14 protein-coding genes and 1 pseudogene are annotated in these 15589 nt (G+C 63.7%); 6 read left to right on the top strand and 9 right to left on the bottom strand.

The window, feature by feature from the left end; translation table 11 throughout:
- Window positions 1-213: 213 nt before the first annotated feature.
- Together I6E39_RS05000 and recJ are read right to left on the bottom strand one after the other, a co-directional pair.
- Window positions 214-2454 carry a RelA/SpoT family protein gene (locus tag I6E39_RS05000; protein WP_235380514.1) on the bottom strand — a complete coding sequence of 747 codons (2241 nt, stop codon included), beginning with the start codon at window positions 2452-2454 and terminating at the stop codon, window positions 214-216.
- 99 nt (window positions 2455-2553) lie between these two features.
- On the bottom strand, window positions 2554-4620 hold the full coding sequence (gene recJ / locus I6E39_RS04995) for a single-stranded-DNA-specific exonuclease RecJ (RefSeq protein ID WP_235380513.1): 2067 nt from the start codon (window positions 4618-4620) through the stop codon (window positions 2554-2556).
- 362 nt (window positions 4621-4982) lie between these two features.
- Between recJ and mnmG the strand changes: the two genes are divergently transcribed.
- The 3 genes from mnmG (at window position 4983) to secG (ending at window position 8409) form a co-directional block, all read left to right on the top strand.
- Window positions 4983-6860: a tRNA uridine-5-carboxymethylaminomethyl(34) synthesis enzyme MnmG gene (gene mnmG / locus I6E39_RS04990; RefSeq protein WP_235380512.1), complete on the top strand. Its 1878-nt coding sequence runs from the start codon at window positions 4983-4985 to the stop codon at window positions 6858-6860.
- Window positions 6861-7079: 219 nt separating this feature from the next.
- Window positions 7080-7979, top strand: coding sequence for an MBL fold metallo-hydrolase (locus I6E39_RS04985; RefSeq protein ID WP_235380511.1), 900 nt, complete (start codon window positions 7080-7082; stop codon window positions 7977-7979).
- 199 nt (window positions 7980-8178) lie between these two features.
- Complete coding sequence (secG, locus tag I6E39_RS04980; protein ID WP_235380510.1) at window positions 8179-8409, top strand: preprotein translocase subunit SecG; 231 nt, start codon at window positions 8179-8181, stop codon at window positions 8407-8409.
- A 204-nt stretch (window positions 8410-8613) separates the two neighbouring features.
- Here secG and I6E39_RS04975 read toward each other — a convergent pair whose 3' ends face one another.
- Complete coding sequence (locus I6E39_RS04975; RefSeq protein ID WP_235380509.1) at window positions 8614-10059, bottom strand: nicotinate phosphoribosyltransferase; 1446 nt, start codon at window positions 10057-10059, stop codon at window positions 8614-8616.
- Window positions 10060-10250: 191 nt separating this feature from the next.
- Between I6E39_RS04975 and rbr the strand changes: the two genes are divergently transcribed.
- The gene (gene rbr / locus I6E39_RS04970) at window positions 10251-10853 is read left to right on the top strand and encodes a rubrerythrin (RefSeq protein WP_235380508.1); all 603 of its coding nucleotides are present in this window, start codon (window positions 10251-10253) and stop codon (window positions 10851-10853) included.
- A 30-nt stretch (window positions 10854-10883) separates the two neighbouring features.
- Here rbr and I6E39_RS04965 read toward each other — a convergent pair whose 3' ends face one another.
- Window positions 10884-11036: a ribbon-helix-helix domain-containing protein gene (locus tag I6E39_RS04965; RefSeq protein WP_235380507.1), complete on the bottom strand. Its 153-nt coding sequence runs from the start codon at window positions 11034-11036 to the stop codon at window positions 10884-10886.
- Between the two features lie 91 nt (window positions 11037-11127).
- On the opposite strand from I6E39_RS04965, the gene I6E39_RS04960 reads away from it, so the two are divergent.
- On the top strand, window positions 11128-11346 hold the full coding sequence (locus I6E39_RS04960) for a helix-turn-helix domain-containing protein (protein WP_235380506.1): 219 nt from the start codon (window positions 11128-11130) through the stop codon (window positions 11344-11346).
- Between the two features lie 75 nt (window positions 11347-11421).
- Entirely contained in the window at window positions 11422-11640 is a 219-nt protein-coding gene (locus tag I6E39_RS04955) for a helix-turn-helix domain-containing protein (protein ID WP_235380505.1), read from the top strand.
- A 58-nt stretch (window positions 11641-11698) separates the two neighbouring features.
- Here the strand turns inward: I6E39_RS04955 and I6E39_RS04950 are convergent, their stop codons facing one another.
- The 5 genes and pseudogenes from I6E39_RS04950 to I6E39_RS04930 all read right to left on the bottom strand — a co-directional run bounded on the left by I6E39_RS04950 (window position 11699) and on the right by I6E39_RS04930 (window position 15465).
- Window positions 11699-12451 carry a DivIVA domain-containing protein gene (locus tag I6E39_RS04950; protein ID WP_235380504.1) on the bottom strand — a complete coding sequence of 251 codons (753 nt, stop codon included), beginning with the start codon at window positions 12449-12451 and terminating at the stop codon, window positions 11699-11701.
- 172 nt (window positions 12452-12623) lie between these two features.
- Window positions 12624-12713 (bottom strand): annotated as a pseudogene (locus tag I6E39_RS04945) (cell division protein SepF); the annotation flags it as partial.
- 157 nt (window positions 12714-12870) lie between these two features.
- The gene (locus I6E39_RS04940; protein ID WP_235380503.1) at window positions 12871-13365 is read right to left on the bottom strand and encodes a cell division protein SepF; all 495 of its coding nucleotides are present in this window, start codon (window positions 13363-13365) and stop codon (window positions 12871-12873) included.
- Between the two features lie 52 nt (window positions 13366-13417).
- Window positions 13418-14119 (bottom strand): YggS family pyridoxal phosphate-dependent enzyme, encoded by a 702-nt coding sequence (locus I6E39_RS04935; protein WP_235380542.1) that lies wholly within the window; start codon window positions 14117-14119, stop codon window positions 13418-13420.
- Window positions 14120-14199: 80 nt separating this feature from the next.
- Window positions 14200-15465, bottom strand: a complete 1266-nt coding sequence (locus I6E39_RS04930; protein WP_235380502.1) for a biotin/lipoyl attachment domain-containing protein — start codon at window positions 15463-15465, stop codon at window positions 14200-14202.
- Between the last annotated feature and the right edge of the window lie 124 nt (window positions 15466-15589).

Here is a 15589-nt window from a genome sequence, read left to right as displayed (position 1 = left end):
CGCCCTACAGCAGGACCCGGACGGCCTCTTCGGACGCACACTTGCGCCCCGATGCGCCTATCCTCCGCGCTTCGCGGTGTCACGCTGCGGATTGGGTGCATGGCCGGGTCGCTTTCACTTCGACTCGGAACACAAACAGCCCCGCTATGCGGTGCCTGGTTTGTATTCCTCGCTCCGCTCCAAGCTCCCCTATGCACCTATCCTCCGCGCTTCTTATTTCCCGCTGGCCCGGGCCACATAGTACACGCCCTGGATGTTGTTCAGCTTGTTGATGACAAAGTTCAGCTCGTCCTTGTTCTTGACCTCCGCCACGATATTGATGGCGGCGTGGCCGTCGGGCAGAGAGCGGGCGGACAGGGCGGTGACCTTCACCTTGGCGGCGGACAGGGCCATGGCGATGTCCAGCGTCAGTCCGTCCCGGTCCTTGGCGGACACCTCCACGGCGGTCTTATAGTTGGGCAGGCTGCTGTCCACCCAGGACACCTTGACCCAGCGGTCGGCCTCCTCGGGCTTGCGCTTGTCGGGGGCGGCATTGGGACAGTCCGCCCGGTGGACAGAGACGCCGTAGCCCCGGGTGATGAAGCCGATGACCGGGTCCCCGGGAACGGGGGTGCAGCACTTGGCGAACTTCACCAGACAGTTGCCCAGACCCTCCACAATGATGCCCGAGTCGTTGTGCTTGTTGGAGCCCTTCAGCTGGACGGGGTCCACGGTGGGACTCATGCCGGGGACGATGACGCTCTCCGCCGTGGTTTTGGCGGCGGCGGCGGCCTTCTCCGCCTGGAGCCGGCCCAGACGCAGCAGCTCATCCTTCACCCGGGCCACCGCCTTGGCGGCGGTGGTGCCGCCGTAGCCGATGGCGGCGTACAGCTCGTCCAGGGTGCCCAGACGCACCTTCCGCAGGATGTGGGGCAGCACCTCCTCCGCCGTCACGGCGGACAGGGGGATCTTCACATGCTTCAGCTCCGCCTCGAAGGCGGCCCGGCCGGTGACGATGTTCTCCTCCCGGCGCTCCTTCTTGAACCACTGGCGGATCTTGTTCCGGGCCTCGTTGGACTTGCAGATCTGCAGCCAGTCCCGGCTGGGGCCCTTGGCCGCCTTGGAGGTGATGACCTCCACGATGTCGCCGTTTTGCAGCTGGGTGTCATAGGGGACCATCCGGCCGTTGACCCGGGCGCCCACCATGGTGTTGCCCACGGCGGAATGGATGTTATAGGCAAAGTCGATGGGGGTGGCGCCGGCGGGCAGGTTGACCACGTCGCCGTTGGGGGTAAAGACGAACACCTCGTCGGCGAACATGTCTACCTTCAGGGTGCGGACAAACTCCTCGGCGTCGGTGTCCTGCTGGTTCTCCAGCAGCTTCCGGACCCATTCAAAGTCGGCCTCGGTGCCCAGCTTCTTGTTGGCCAGGCCCTGCTTGTACTTCCAGTGGGCGGCAACGCCGTACTCCGCCGTCTGGTGCATCTCCCAGGTCCGGATCTGCACCTCGAAGGGAATGCCCTCCCGGCCGATGACGGTGGTGTGGAGGGACTGGTACATGTTGGGCTTGGGGGTGCCGATATAGTCCTTGAACCGGCCCAGCACCGGCTTGAACATGTCGTGGATACAGCCCAGCACGTTGTAGCACTCGGGGATGTCATCCACGATGACCCGGAAGGCGTACAGGTCGAAGATCTCGTCCAGGGTCTTGTTCTGGGCGTACATCTTGCGGTAGATGGAGTAGATATGCTTCACCCGGCCGTAGACGGTGCAGTGGATGCCCTCCTGGCTGAGCCGCTGCTGGATGCGGTGCTGAATGGAGGCCAAAAACTCCTCATGGGCGGAGGACCGCTCGGCCAGCTGGTCCTCGATCTCCTTGTAGCCCACCGGGTCCAGATACCGCAGAGACAGGTCCTCCAGCTCCCACTTCAGCTTCTGCATACCTAAGCGGTGGGCGATGGGAGCGTAGATCTCCATGGTCTCCAGGGACTTCTCCCGCTGCTTGCGGGGGGACTGGTACTCCATGGTGCGCATGTTGTGCAGCCGGTCGCACACCTTGATGAGGATGACCCGGATGTCCTGGGCCATGGCCATGAACATCTTGCGGAGGTTCTCCGACTGCTCCTCCTCCTTGGAGGTCCACTGCACCCGCGTCAGCTTGGTGACGCCCTCCACCAGGGCGGCCACCGGCTCGCCGAACTTTTTGGCGATGTCCTGGTGGGTGGCCTGGGTGTCCTCGATGCAGTCGTGGAGCAGGGCGGCGATGACGGAGTCCACGTCCAGCTCCAGGTCGGCCACGATCTCGGCCACCGCCAGGGGATGGATGATATAGGGCTCGCCGCTCTTGCGCAGCTGGCCCTTGTGGGCGGAGTCCGCGAAGGTGAAGGCGTCAAACAGCAGCTTGGTGTCCAGGTTCGGAGTATAGACCCCCACCTTTTCTTCCAGCGCGTGGTATCGTTCCAAAATAGGGTCCATGGTATCACCTCAAATTGGGATCAGAGATAGGAGACAAAAGATAAGAGATCTTGGCGCGGAAGGGGAAACAGGCCTGGCCTATCTCCTATCTTTTATCTCTTATTCTTCCTGCAGGCTCTCCCGCAGCCGCCTGAGCAGCTCGGAGGCCTCCAGATCCACCTTATGCTCCAGCCGGTGGATCACGATCTGGATGCGGTCGGGGCGGCGGTTCAGGTCGATGAGTCCCCGCTCCTCCAGCACCTCCAGACACAGCAGAGTCCGGGCGGGCACCTCCCGCTGGCCGCCCTTGCGGGACGCGCCCCGGGCGATGCGGGACAGGGTGTCCTCCACCACGGTGCCGGCGGCGGACTGCCGCTCCAGCCACCGCCACAGGCCCACGAACTCCGCCCGGCTGGGCAGGAGGAACCGGGCCTCCTCCGCCGTCAGGGCCTCGCCCCGGCGGAACCGTTCATAGATGGACCGCTCCATTTGGGCCCGGGAGGGGGCCGGAGCCAGGTCGATGATCTGGATCTGGACGGTCCGCAGCCCCCGGAACTCATTGATCTGGGGGTAGAAGGCCGCGTCCACCCGGCAGCCGGGGGTCAGACCCAGCTCCCCGCCGTCGGCGGAGAAGTAGATGGCGTCCAGGGACGCGCCCCGGGACTCCAGCCGCAGCTTCAGGTGCCGGCCCCGGCCCACCTGGGCCATGGACTGGACCTGGGCCCCCCGGACCACCAGAACGGGACGGGGGTTGCCGGTGCCGCAGGGCTCCAGCAGGCTCAGGGACTCCACCGCCTCCACCGTCAGCTCGGCGGGGGAGACCACCGCGTCGGCCTCCAGCACCGAGGGCAGGTCCTCCCCCTGGCTGCGCCGGGCCACCGCCTGCCGCAGGGCCTGGGCCAGGGCGGGGATATTTTCCTCCCGGACGGTGAAGCCGGCGGCCATGGCGTGGCCCCCGAAGTTTTCCAGCAGGGGTGCGCACTCCCGCAGCAGCTCAAACAGGTTCACGCCGCCCCAGGACCGGCAGGAGCCCTTGCCCATCCCGTGGTCCAGACAGATCATAAAGGCGGGACAGCCGTATTTTTCCGTCAGGCGGGAGGCCACAATGCCCACCACGCCCTGGTGCCACCCCTCGTCCGCCAGCACGATGGCCCCGGTCTGGGGGGCCAGGGTCAGCCGGTGGACACACTGATGAAAAATGTCGCTCTCCACCGCCTGCCGCTCCCGGTTCAGGGCGCACAGCTCCTGGGCCAGCAGCTCCGCCCGCTCCGGGTCCCGGGTCAGCAGCAGCTCCACCGCCACCTCCGCCCGGCCCATACGGCCCGAGGCGTTGATCCGGGGGGCCAGGGTATAGCCCACCGAGACCGAGGTCACCGGCTTGTCTCCCAGGCCGGCACAGGCGACCAGCTTGGCCAGACCCAGCCGCCGGGGCGGGTTCAGATCCCTCAGTCCCTCACTGACGATGGCCCGGTTCTCTCCCGTCATGGGCATCACGTCGGCCACCGTGCCAACGGCGGCCAGATCCCGGTATTCCCGCAGCACGGCGGGGGCCTGCGCCCGTCCCGCCACCGCCATGGCCAGCTTCAGCGCCACGCCCACGCCGGCCAGCCCTTTGAAGGGGTAGGGGCAGTCAGGGCGGTGGGGGTCCACCACCGCCGCGGCGGGCGGCAGTTCCTCCTTACAGGCGTGGTGGTCGGTGACCACCACATCCACACCCAGGGACGCGGCATAGCGCACCTCATCCACGGCGGTGATGCCGCAGTCCACTGTGACGATCAGGGTGACTCCCTGCTCCGCCAGGGCGGCCACCGCCTCCCGGTTCAGGCCGTAGCCCTCCTCCAGCCGGCCGGGGATATAGGGGATCACACGGCCCCCCATACGGCCGAGACATTCCGTCAGCAGGCAGGTGGAAGTAATGCCGTCCACATCGTAGTCGCCGTAGACGGCGATCTTCTCCTCCCGCTCCAGCGCCAGCCGGACCCGGGCCGCCGCCCGGTCCATGTCCTTCAGACCCATGGGGTCCAGCAGAGGTTCCTCTTCCGGGGACAGCAGCCGCCCGGCCTGGTCCCAGGTCCGGACTCCCCGGGCGGACAGCACCGCCGCCAGCAGGGGGGGCACGCCCGCCTCCTCCAGCGCGGCCCGCGCCTCCGGGCAGGGGGGCGCCACCTTCCAATGTTTGTATTTCACGGACGTCCACCTCCCCCAAGTCGGCCCAGCATCCCCTGAAAGGGTATACTGGGGCAGTATCAACTTATCTAGTATACCATAACTGACAGGGCTCCATCAAGACAAAATCCACAACCCGGAGGGTTTCTCCCCCGTTTTTTCGGGCATTCTTCCATTTTCGTGGGGTGGGGACGGACACGGTAAGCCGCGTTTCCGCGCCAAATGGAAAAACGGAGTCCCGGAAAACCCAACAAAGCGGTTTCGCCGGGGGAGGGGCGGCGTTCTTTCCACACCGGACCGGAGGAGCCGGGACTTGTACCCGGTGGGAAATCGTGATAAAATACCGGGCGATAAATGTCTTTTGATGCAGAGGACGGAGGACCATGAGAACTTACGACGCAGGACAATTCGATATCGCCGTCATCGGCGCGGGCCATGCGGGCATTGAGGCCGCTCTGGCCGCCGCCCGGATGGGGCTTAAAACCCTGTGCTTCACCGTCAATCTGGACGCGGTGGGCAACATGCCCTGCAATCCCGCCATCGGCGGCACGGGCAAGGGACACCTGGTCCGGGAGCTGGACGCTCTGGGGGGCGAGATGGGCAGGGCCGCCGACAAGGCCTGTATCCAGTACCGCCTGCTGAACCGGGGCAAGGGCCCCGCCGTCTGGTCCCTCCGGGCCCAGGCCGACCGCCGGGCCTACCAGCAGGTGATGAAGCACACCCTGGAAAAGCAGGAAAACCTGTGGGTCAAGCAGGCGGAGGTGGTGGAAATCTTGACGGAAAACGGGGCGGTCTCCGGGGTGGTCACCCACACCGGCGCCCGCTACGCCGTCAAGGCCGCCGTGGTAGCCACCGGCACCTACCTGGGGGGGCGCACCATCGTGGGCGAGGTGGTCCGGGACTCGGGCCCCGACGGGCTGGCCGCCGCTCTGCCGTTGACCCGCTGTCTGGTGGACCTGGGGCTGTCCATCCGCCGGTTTAAAACGGGGACGCCCCCCCGGGTCAACGCCCGGAGCGTGGACTTCAGCAAAATGGAGCTTCAGCCCGGGGACGAGGACGGCCTGCGCTTCTCCTTCCAGACCCAGGTCCCTCCGGAAAACCGGGCGGTATGCTGGCTGACCTACACCAACGCCCGGACTCACGAGATCATCCGGGCCAATCTGGACCGCTCCCCCCTGTACGACGGCACCATCGAAGGGGTGGGGCCCCGGTACTGCCCCTCCATCGAGACCAAGATCGTCCGCTTCCCCGACAAGGAGCGGCACCAGCTGTTCATCGAGCCCATGGGGCTGAACACCGAAGAGCTGTACATCCAGGGCTTCTCCTCCTCCCTCCCGGAGGAGGTGCAGATCGAGATGCTCCACACCATTCCCGGCCTGGAGCAGGCTGAGATGACCCGGTGCGCCTACGCCATTGAGTACGACTGTGTGGACCCCACCGAGCTGGAGGCCACTTTGGAGACGAAAAAGATCTCCGGTCTCTACGGGGCGGGCCAGTTCAACGGCTCCTCGGGCTATGAGGAGGCCGCGGTCCAGGGCTTTGTGGCCGGGGTCAACGCGGCTTTAAAAATTCTGGGGAAGCCCCCTCTGGTCCTGCGCCGGGACCAGGGGTACATCGGGGTGCTCATTGACGATCTGGTAACCAAGGGCACCAACGAGCCCTACCGGATGATGACCTCCCGCACCGAGTACCGCCTGCTCCACCGCCAGGACAACGCCGACCAGCGTCTGACCTCCATCGGCTACGAGTTGGGTCTTATTTCCCGGGCACAATATGACCGGGTGCTGGAAAAGTACCAGGCGGTGGACCGGGAAGTGAAGCGTCTGGAGCACGCGGGCACCGCCCCCACGCCGGAGCTGGACAGGCTATTGGCGGAGAAGGGGGAGCCCCCGGTCAAGGACGGCGCCCGGCTGGCCGATCTGATCCGCCGGCCCCGGCTGACTTACGCCGAGCTGGCCCCCTTCGACCCCGGCCGTCCCGACCTGCCCCCGGAGGTGGTGCGGGAGGCGGAGATCACCCTGAAATACGCCGGCTACATCGGCCGCCAGCTGCGGCAGGTGGAGGAGATGAAGCGGCTGGAGGAGCGGGCCCTGCCCGCCGGTCTGGACTACCTGTCCCTCCACGGCATCCGCCTGGAGGCCCGGCAGAAGCTGGACGAGATCCGGCCCCGGAACCTGGGCCAGGCCAGCCGGGTGTCCGGCGTGTCCCCGGCGGACATCGCGGTGCTGATGGTCTATTTAAAACAGCAGGAGCAGGGGTAAATTTTAGTTTATCGTTTCATGTAGGGCGGGGGCTTGTCCTCGCCGTCCGACGGCTGCCATTTTGGCGGCGGCCCCAAGGGGCCGCCCTACGGGCGGGGCGTCCAGAGGCCGCCCCCTACGAAGCCATATTGTAAACCGTACGTAGGGGGCGGCGTCCCCGACGCCCCATAATACATCCATAAACTAAAATTTTTCATTTTCTCACTTGGGAGGCGCCCTATGAAGCTGACACAAGTCAAAGACAACACCTGGGTGGCCGAAGGGCTGGAGCTGATCCCCTTCTACAAGCTGGACAGCCGCCGGTGCATTCTGCTGGACTCCGGGCTGCTGTCTGAGCGGGAGGAGCTGGAGGAGGCCCTGCTGTCCGCCGGCCTCACCCCGGCGGGCATTTTATGCTCCCACGCCCATGTGGACCACTGCGCCAACAACGGCTATTTTCAGGAAAAGTACCATATCCCCGTGGCCCTCACCGCCCCGGAGGCCGGGATGTGCAGCGGTCTGCTCAACCTGAAGTGCTACTTTCTCACCCTGCCCCCCGGCATCGTGGAGCGGGAGTCCTCCTGCATGGTCCACACCCCCGACGTCATCATCCCCCCCACGGACGGCCCCTTCTCCTTCGCCGGGGCAGAGTTCCGGATCATCCACACTCCGGGCCACTCCTCCGGCCACATCTGCACCGTCACCCCGGACAAGGTGTGCTATGCCGCCGACGCCCTGCTCAGCCAGGAGTATATGGGCTCCAAGCTGCCCTACAACCTGTCCCAGGCCATGGCCGAGGCCAGCCGGGAGAAGCTGCGGGACCTGGGCTGCCACGCCTATATCATGGCCCACCGGGGGGTATGCGGCCCTCTGGAGGCCGAGGAGCTGATCGATGAGAACCGGGAGCTGGTCCACCGGCGGGCGGAGGAGATCCTCTCCCTGGTCACCCGGCCCATGACGGCCAGCCAGATCGGCCAGGCCACCTGCGAACTGTACCAGCTCTTTACCCGCAAGCCCCACCGGGCCCTCCGCTTTGAGCGGAACGTCCGGTTCTTCATCGAGTACCTGGTGGACGCGGGCCGGCTGGAGATGACCTGCCGCCGGGGCGTCACCTTCTACCAGCGGCCCCAGCAGGATTGACCCCGCCCATCTTGTGTCTGGTGGGGGAGGGGGCCACAATCTCCGGTGTCTTTCCGGTCTTTCTCCCGGATCTGTCGGAAATTTTCCGCAAAAAGCTTGCATTTGGACAAGTTTTATGGTATCTTTTACTGTGCGTCCGGTCTGACGGGCGAAGATATGACATTTCGCCCGCAGGGCTTTGAAAGGAACGATGACTCATATGAATATGGTGCTTACTGTGATCCAGGTACTGCTGTCTCTGGCCCTGGTGGCGATCGTAATGCTTCAGTCCGGCAAGAGCGCCGGCCTGTCCGGCGCCATCTCCGGCGCCGCCGACACCTTCCTGTCCAAGAACAAGGCCAAGACCGTGGACGCCAAGCTGGCCAAGGCGACCAAGTGGGTCGCCATCCTCTGGGTGGTCCTCACTCTGGCCCTGTGCGTCATCCAGTGATTTGATCCGCTTTGAAAACCCGCTCTGTCCCTTTGGACAGGGCGGGCTTCTTTTTTAGGCGGCGGGGGCAAGCCCCCGCCCTACCGCCGAAGCGCCTCACGGTCTGCCTGCGGTAATGTAGGGGCGGCCCTATGTAGCCGCCCGCAGCCCTGCCTCAAGCAAAAAACGCCCCGTCCGGAGGCCGGACGGGGCGTACATTCTTTTTTACATCTCGTGGCTGTTCAGCAGGGACTGCTTGATGTCCCACAGCTTCTGGGACAGGTCCACATAGTAGTTGTGGGGATTCTCGAAGCGCTTGACCTCGTCCCACAGGGCGTCCACCTGCCGCTGGCAGTAGGCCCGGCTGGTCTGGAGGTCGGGCACCTCATACACCAGCTCGCCGCCCTGGAAGATGGGCACCAGCAGCTCCTTGGCCTCCACGTCGGTGAACACCTTCCGCTTCCAGGTGGCGTCGGGGTCGAAGAGCTCCAGGGGCTGGGTAAAGTCGATATCCTCGTCGTGGAGGCAGATCAGGTCAGCCTCAGCCTTGCCTGTGTCCTTGGAGAAGATGCGGTACACCTTCTTGAAGTGGGGGGTGGTGATCTTGGCGGGGTTCTCGCTGATCTTGATCTTGGGGACGATGTTGCCCTGGTCGTCCTCGATGGCGGCCAGCTTGTACACGCCGCCGAACACGGGCTCGGACCGGGAGGTGATGAGCCGCTCGCCCACGCCGAAGGAGTCGATGCGGGCCCCCTGGCGCACCAGGTCCCGTATGATATACTCGTCCAGGGCGTTGGAGGCGAAGATCTTGCACTCGGTCAGGCCCGCCTCGTCCAGCATCTGGCGGGCCTTCTGGGACAGGTAGGTCAAATCACCGGAGTCCAGCCGGATGCCGCACTTGGTGATGCCCCGGGGCAGGAGCACTTCCTTAAACGCCCGGATGGCGTTGGGCACGCCGGACTTCAGCACATTGTAGGTGTCCACCAGCAGGGTGGCGTTGGTGGGATACAGCTCGCAGTAGGTCTTGAAAGCGGTGTACTCGTCGGGGAACATCTGGACCCAGGAGTGGGCCATGGTCCCGGTAGCGGGGGAGCCGAACCGCTGGTCGGCCATGGTACAGGCGGTGGCGGCGCAGCCGGCGATATAGCTGGCCCGGGCGCCCAGCAGGGCGCCGTCGGCGCCCTGGGCCCGGCGGGAGCCGAACTCCGCCACGGGCCGGCCCTCAGCGGCCCGGACGATGCGGTTGGACTTGGTGGCGATCAGGCTCTGGTGGTTCAGCGTCAGCAGGATAAAGGTCTCCACGAACTGGGCCTGGATGGCGGGGGCCCGGACGGTGAGCAGGGGCTCGCCGGGGAAGACGGGGGTGCCCTCGGGGACGGCCCAGATGTCGCCGGTGAACTTAAAGCCCTCCAGGAACTTCAAAAATTCCTCGCTGAAGCAGCCCTTGGAGCGCAGATAGTCCAGGTCCTCCCGGTCAAAGTGGAGCTCCTGGATATACTCCACCACCTGGGCCAGGCCGGCGGCCAGAGCGAAGCCGCCCTTGTCGGGCACCGAGCGGTAGAACACGTCAAAATAGCAGATCCGGTCCTTCAGGCCGGTCTGGAAATAGCCGTTGGCCATGGTCAGCTCATAAAAGTCGCACAGCATGGTCAGGTTTGTTTTGGCCTTCATGGCAGAGGAAGCCTCCTTTAAAAAAAGGGGGTGACAAGACACCCCAGGTTGTCCCTATTATAATGCCTGCACTGGGAAAAGGCAAGGAAAAGGCCAAAAAAAGCGGGAAAAGAAATCGGGCGCCGGATGAAGCCCTTCTCCGGCGGGCATACTGGCCTTGTATCCATATTCTGTACCAAGGAGGTCGTTTCATGTCCGACAACACCGAAGCCTTTCTCCACAGCCAGACCAGGGAAAATCTGATGCGGGCCTTCGCCGGGGAGAGCCAGGCCCGGAACCGCTACACCATTGCCGCCGGCATCGCCCACAAGGCCGGTCTGGCCGTCATCCAGGGGATCTTTCTCTTTACCGCCGACCAGGAGAAGTCCCACGCCAAGCAGTTCTACCGCCAGCTCCATGACCTGGGTGGCCAGACCATCCGGGTGGACGGCACCTACCCGGTGGACATTTACTCGGACCTGCTGGACTATTTGAGAGCCGCCCAGCACAACGAGTACCAGGAGTGGGAGCACGATTACAAGCATTTTTCCCAGGTAGCTATGTCCGAGGGCTTCCCTCTGGTGGGCAAGCTCTTCGAGAACATCGCCCGGGTGGAACAGACCCACGGGGACCGGTTCGGGCGGTTTGCCGACCTGCTGGAACAGGAGCAGCTGTTCTGCTCGAAGGTGGAGGTTCAGTGGACCTGTCTGCACTGCGGCTGGGTGGTCACCTCCACCACCGCCCCCGCCCAGTGCCCCGTCTGCCGCCATCCCCAGGGCTACTTCGTCCGGGTGGAATTGGCGCCCTGGTCGTGATAATAAAGAAGCGCCCGTCCGGGCGCTTCTTTATTTGTCCGCCTGTTCACGGATATGGACCTTTAAAATTTGCCGAATATATCCCGGAAGGGTATAGCAATTCTCTTTTGCCAAAATTTTCAGCTGTTCATACAGCTCCGGCGGCATGGACACGCTGACTTTTTTCTTGAATCCCTGGTTCATGTGGGTCACCTCACAGCAATATTACTGCATTTTGTTGTAAATGTAAATACAACATTTTGGGGTAAATTATACTTTTCACGAGGTGATTTCCATGTATCAGCGCATCAAAGATCTTCGTGAGGATTCCGACCTCTCCCAAGCTCAGGTGGCGTCCTATCTCCATTGTTCCCAGCAGGCGTACAGCAATTATGAGCTGGGCCAGCGGGATATTCCTTCCGCCGTGCTGATTCAACTGGCTGTGTTCCATCGCACCAGTGTGGACTATCTACTGGGCCTAACTGATATTCGCGAGCCGTATCCCCGGACATAAACGGGCACATTACAATTTATCCCTGCTCCAAAAATACCCAGACAAAACATCTCATAAGATTTTGAGGTGAGCACTATGTTGGAACATCTTCGCGCTTTACGGGAAGACCGCGATCTGTCCCAAAAGGACATGGCCGATTTCCTGAACATTCACCAGACCACTTATTCCGACTACGAACTGGGCCATTTGAACATTCCCATCCCTGTCCTCAAAGATTTGGCATGTTTCTTTCATACAAGTGTGGACTATATCATCGGTCTGACTAATATCTCAGACCCATATCCCAGAGCCTGATCCACCCTCACATAACAAAGCGGCCGCCCACCGGGCGGCCGCTTGTTTCATCTTATCCTTATTTGATCTCGTAATCCCGTCCGAATTGCAGTTCGCCGAAGTCGATGCGGCTGCTCCGCACGGGCCGCTCCTCCTCATCCTCGCCGTCCTCCGGGTCATCCTCTTCCCGGAAGTCCGCGCCGGAGACAGGGGGGAATTCGGCGGTGTCCGCCAGATCCTCCTGGGGCTGCTCCGCCTGCTTGGTCCGCAGATTTTCCGCGGTGGCGTCGGCCATGGCCTGGGCCAGCAGCCGCTGGACGTTGTCGTCGATCTCCTCGGCGGCTTCCTCCACCGGGTCGGCGCTCTGGACAGCCTCAGCGGGGCACAGCTCCCCCAGCTTGGACAAGAACTCCTCCTGGCCCGCTAGGAGGGTCCGAACCTTCTCCACAAAGGCGGCGGTGGCCTGCTGGGCCTGACTGAGGCGGTACTCCTCGGAGACCAGCTCCCGCTCCAGCTCCTCCTTGCGGCGCAGGGCCTCGCCCTCGGCCTGGCTGAGGATCTCCGCCTTCTTCTGCTCCGCCTCCTTGACCAGATCGTCGGCCATCCGCTGGGCGGTCATCAGGGCCTTGCGCATGGCCTCCTCGGTGGAGCGGTACTCCTCCACCTTGTCCACCAGCACCTTCATCTTGCTTTTCAGCACCGCGTTCTCGCTGTACAGGGTGGAGTAGTCCCCGGTGAGCACATCCAGGAACTCGTCCACCTGAACCATGTTATAGCCGCCGAAGGACGCCTTCTGAAAGGCGCGCTCGGAAACTTCCTGAGGAGTGAGCATAGAAATCCCTCCGATTCATCGTCGCCGCAAAGTCCGCTTCTTTTGGAACGACGCTTCTCCATTCCGCATCCGCGTCCTTGCGTTTTCTCTCCAAACCGCGCCCGCTGACGCTGGGCTGTGGTTTGGGCGGCCTTTGGCCGCCTTTATTCTGTTCTCTGATTGCAGTGGCTTTTTAGAAGTACAGCCCGTTGTTCTCCAGTTCGTCGATCAGGTCGCCCAGAATATCCACGTTATAGGGCGTGATGATGTAGGTGGAGATGGCCGCCCCACCCGATGCTCCGCATCGTGCGGGGACCCCTTTGATTTAAAATCCTCGGGCGAAATGAATTCGCCCTGCGGAAATTCTCTGGGCCTGCGGCCCTCCGAATTTACGGCGCTTACCGCGCCGCCCCATCTGCGATGGGGCCCCGTTGGCCATCTCAGAAGTACAGCCCGTTGTTCTCCAGTTCGTCGATCAAATCGCCCAGAATATCCACGTTATAAGGCGTGATGATGTAGGTGGAGATGGCCACCTTCTTGATCTTGCCCTCGTTGGCATAGGCCACGCCGGACAGGAAGTCCAGCAGACGGCGGGCGATCTCCTTGTTGGTGGACTCCAGATTCAGCACCACGGTCCGCTTTTCCCGCAGATGGTCGGCGATGGCGGAGGCGTCCTCGAACTTCTCCGGCTTCACCAGCACCACCTGGAGCTGGGTGGCCGCCCGGATGTTCACCACCTTGTTGCTGCGGCGCTCCTCGTCTCCGGCGACATAGCCGCCCTCGGACCGGCTGATCCGGTCGGTGCGGTCGGCGCGGTCAGCCCGCTCCCGGCGCTCCACCGGGCGGGGGGACACGTCGAAATCGTCCTCAAAATCGTCCTCTTCCTCATCTTCATAAGGGTGGGCCAGTCTCTTGAATTCATCAAAGATTCCCATGGCAACTTCCTCTTTTCTTTCGCAGGTATATCATGTATGCGCCCTGGCCGGCTCAGCGGGCCGCCCCCATGGGAGGCCGGGGACCGAACAAGGCGGTGCCCACCCGGACCAGGGTGGCTCCCTCCCGGATGGCGTCCTCAAAGTCTCCGCTCATCCCCATGGACAGGCAATCCATATCATTCTGATTATCCGACATTTTTCCCCGCGTGTCAACAAAAAGCTGACGCATGGCGGCAAAATATGGCCGGTTGGCCCCCGGCCCGCCGGAGATGGGCGGGATCGCCATCAAGCCCCTGAGGCGCACATGCTCCAGCGCTCCGGCCAGCTCCGCCAGCGCGGGCAGCTCCTCCACCGGGCAGCCCCCCTTGCTCTCCTCGCCGGCAATATTCACCTCCAGCAGGATGTCCTGCCGCACGCCCAGCTTGTCCGCCTGGGCGTCGATGGCGCGGAGCAGCCGCTGGGAGTCCACCGACTGGATCAGATCCACCTTGCCCACCACCTGCTTGACCTTGTTGGTCTGGAGGTGGCCGATAAAGTGGACCCGGGCCCCGGCATAGGCGTCCGCCGCCAGATGGGCGGTGAGCTCCTGGACCCGGTTTTCTCCGCAGACCCGGATCCCGGCGGCGATGGCCGCCCGGATAGTGTCGTCGGTCTGCACCTTGGTGGCGGCGCAGAGGGTGATCTCCTCCGGCGCGCGCCCCGCCGCCAGCGCGGCGGTCTCGATCCTGGTCCGGACCGTCTGGATATGCTGCATCAAATCCACAATAAACCCTTCTCTCTGTCTGACAATGTGGTTTTGTTCCGTCTCAGCCGCACGGGTTCTCCCGGACCGGCTCAGAATTCAAGTAACTGTCCGTCATAGAACCCGGTGCCCCGGGTGATGACCTCGTCCCCTGCCCGGAGGGCGTCGCTGCCGGAGCTGCCGGCCTTGACCACATAGTAGTCGCTGCCCTCGGTGACCACTTCCACCGTTTTGAACTCGACCCTGCCGCCGATGAGCACATAGACGCCCAGGCGGCTGGCCTCCACTGTCTGCTTGGTCTCCTCGTCCTCGTAGGTGTACTTGATCATGCGGACCGCCCCCTTGGGCACCCGCAGGCCGGACCAGCTGTCAAAGATCAGCTCCGCCGTCTGACGGCGCAGCAGGGTGGTGCGGGCCAGATAGCGGTCGGAGGAGAATACCACCACCGTCTGCCCGCCCTCCACCTCGCCCACCTGCTCCACCAGCATGTCCACATCCTGGTTGAAGTCTCCGGTGAAGCGCAGGGTGGCGGCGCCCCCCTTCTTCAATCGCTGGGCCGCGTTGGCGGGGAAGGCGGCGGCAAAGTACCACCGGTCGGAGGTGATGAGCTTGCCGACACCGCCGCCGGAGGCGGGGGCGCCGGACATCAGCTGCCGGAGGGAGTCAGGCGTCAGCTGAAAGACGGTCTCCGGAGTCAGGCTGGCCTCATAGCCGTCCACCAGGTTGGAAAAGGTCCCGGCCTTGCCGGCCCTCACCCGGGTGGTTGCGGCGGAATTCTTCTGGTTCAGGGCGGCATAGCTGCTTTTCAGCTCCTGGAGCCGGGCGGACAGGTCGGCGGAGGTCACCCCGTCGCCGTAGGTATACCCCCGCTTGAGCACGCTGCTTTTGATGGTCCGCACCTGCTCCTCCAGGTCGTTGTAATCCCCCAGAGCCGCGGAGGCACGCAGGTCCACCACCGACTGGAGGATGTCCTCGTCCAGCCGGGCGGCGGATTCCACGCTGCCGCTGTCGGCAATGGCGTATTCCAGCAGCTCGATCTCCAGGGCCAGGGCGTCCAGCTCCGCCTGGTCGGCCTGGGCCTGGGCGTCCCGGTAGACCAGCGCCACGGACTGGCCCACTCCCACCTTTTCGCCCTCGCCCCGGGTCACCTCCACAATGCCGCCGTCGGCGGTGAGCACCTGCTCCTGCCGGACCAGTATGCCGTCTGCCTCCACGCTGTCGTTGACCGTGTACTGGTAGGTCAGGGTGGTGGAAAAGGGGTCGTCGAAGGTGCGGAAGACATAAAATCCAAAATAGACGCACAGCGCGGCGGCGATAGCCACCATCACAAAAGTGATGAGGGATTTTCCTTGCTTCATGGCAGTTCTCTCTTTCTTTCGTCGGCACAAAACCCGCTCGGCTCCGTCCCGCCGCGCCTACTCCCCAAACCGCGGCCGCGCCGCGGGGGCCGTTTGGGTGGCGGACCGGGGGCGCCGTGACCCG

The sequence above is a fragment of the Pseudoflavonifractor phocaeensis genome, from assembly GCF_021531375.1.
Classification (GTDB): domain Bacteria; phylum Bacillota; class Clostridia; order Oscillospirales; family Oscillospiraceae; genus Lawsonibacter; species Lawsonibacter phocaeensis_B.
Note: the sequence above shows the minus strand (reverse complement) of the source record. Positions and strands in the feature narration are given on the sequence as shown.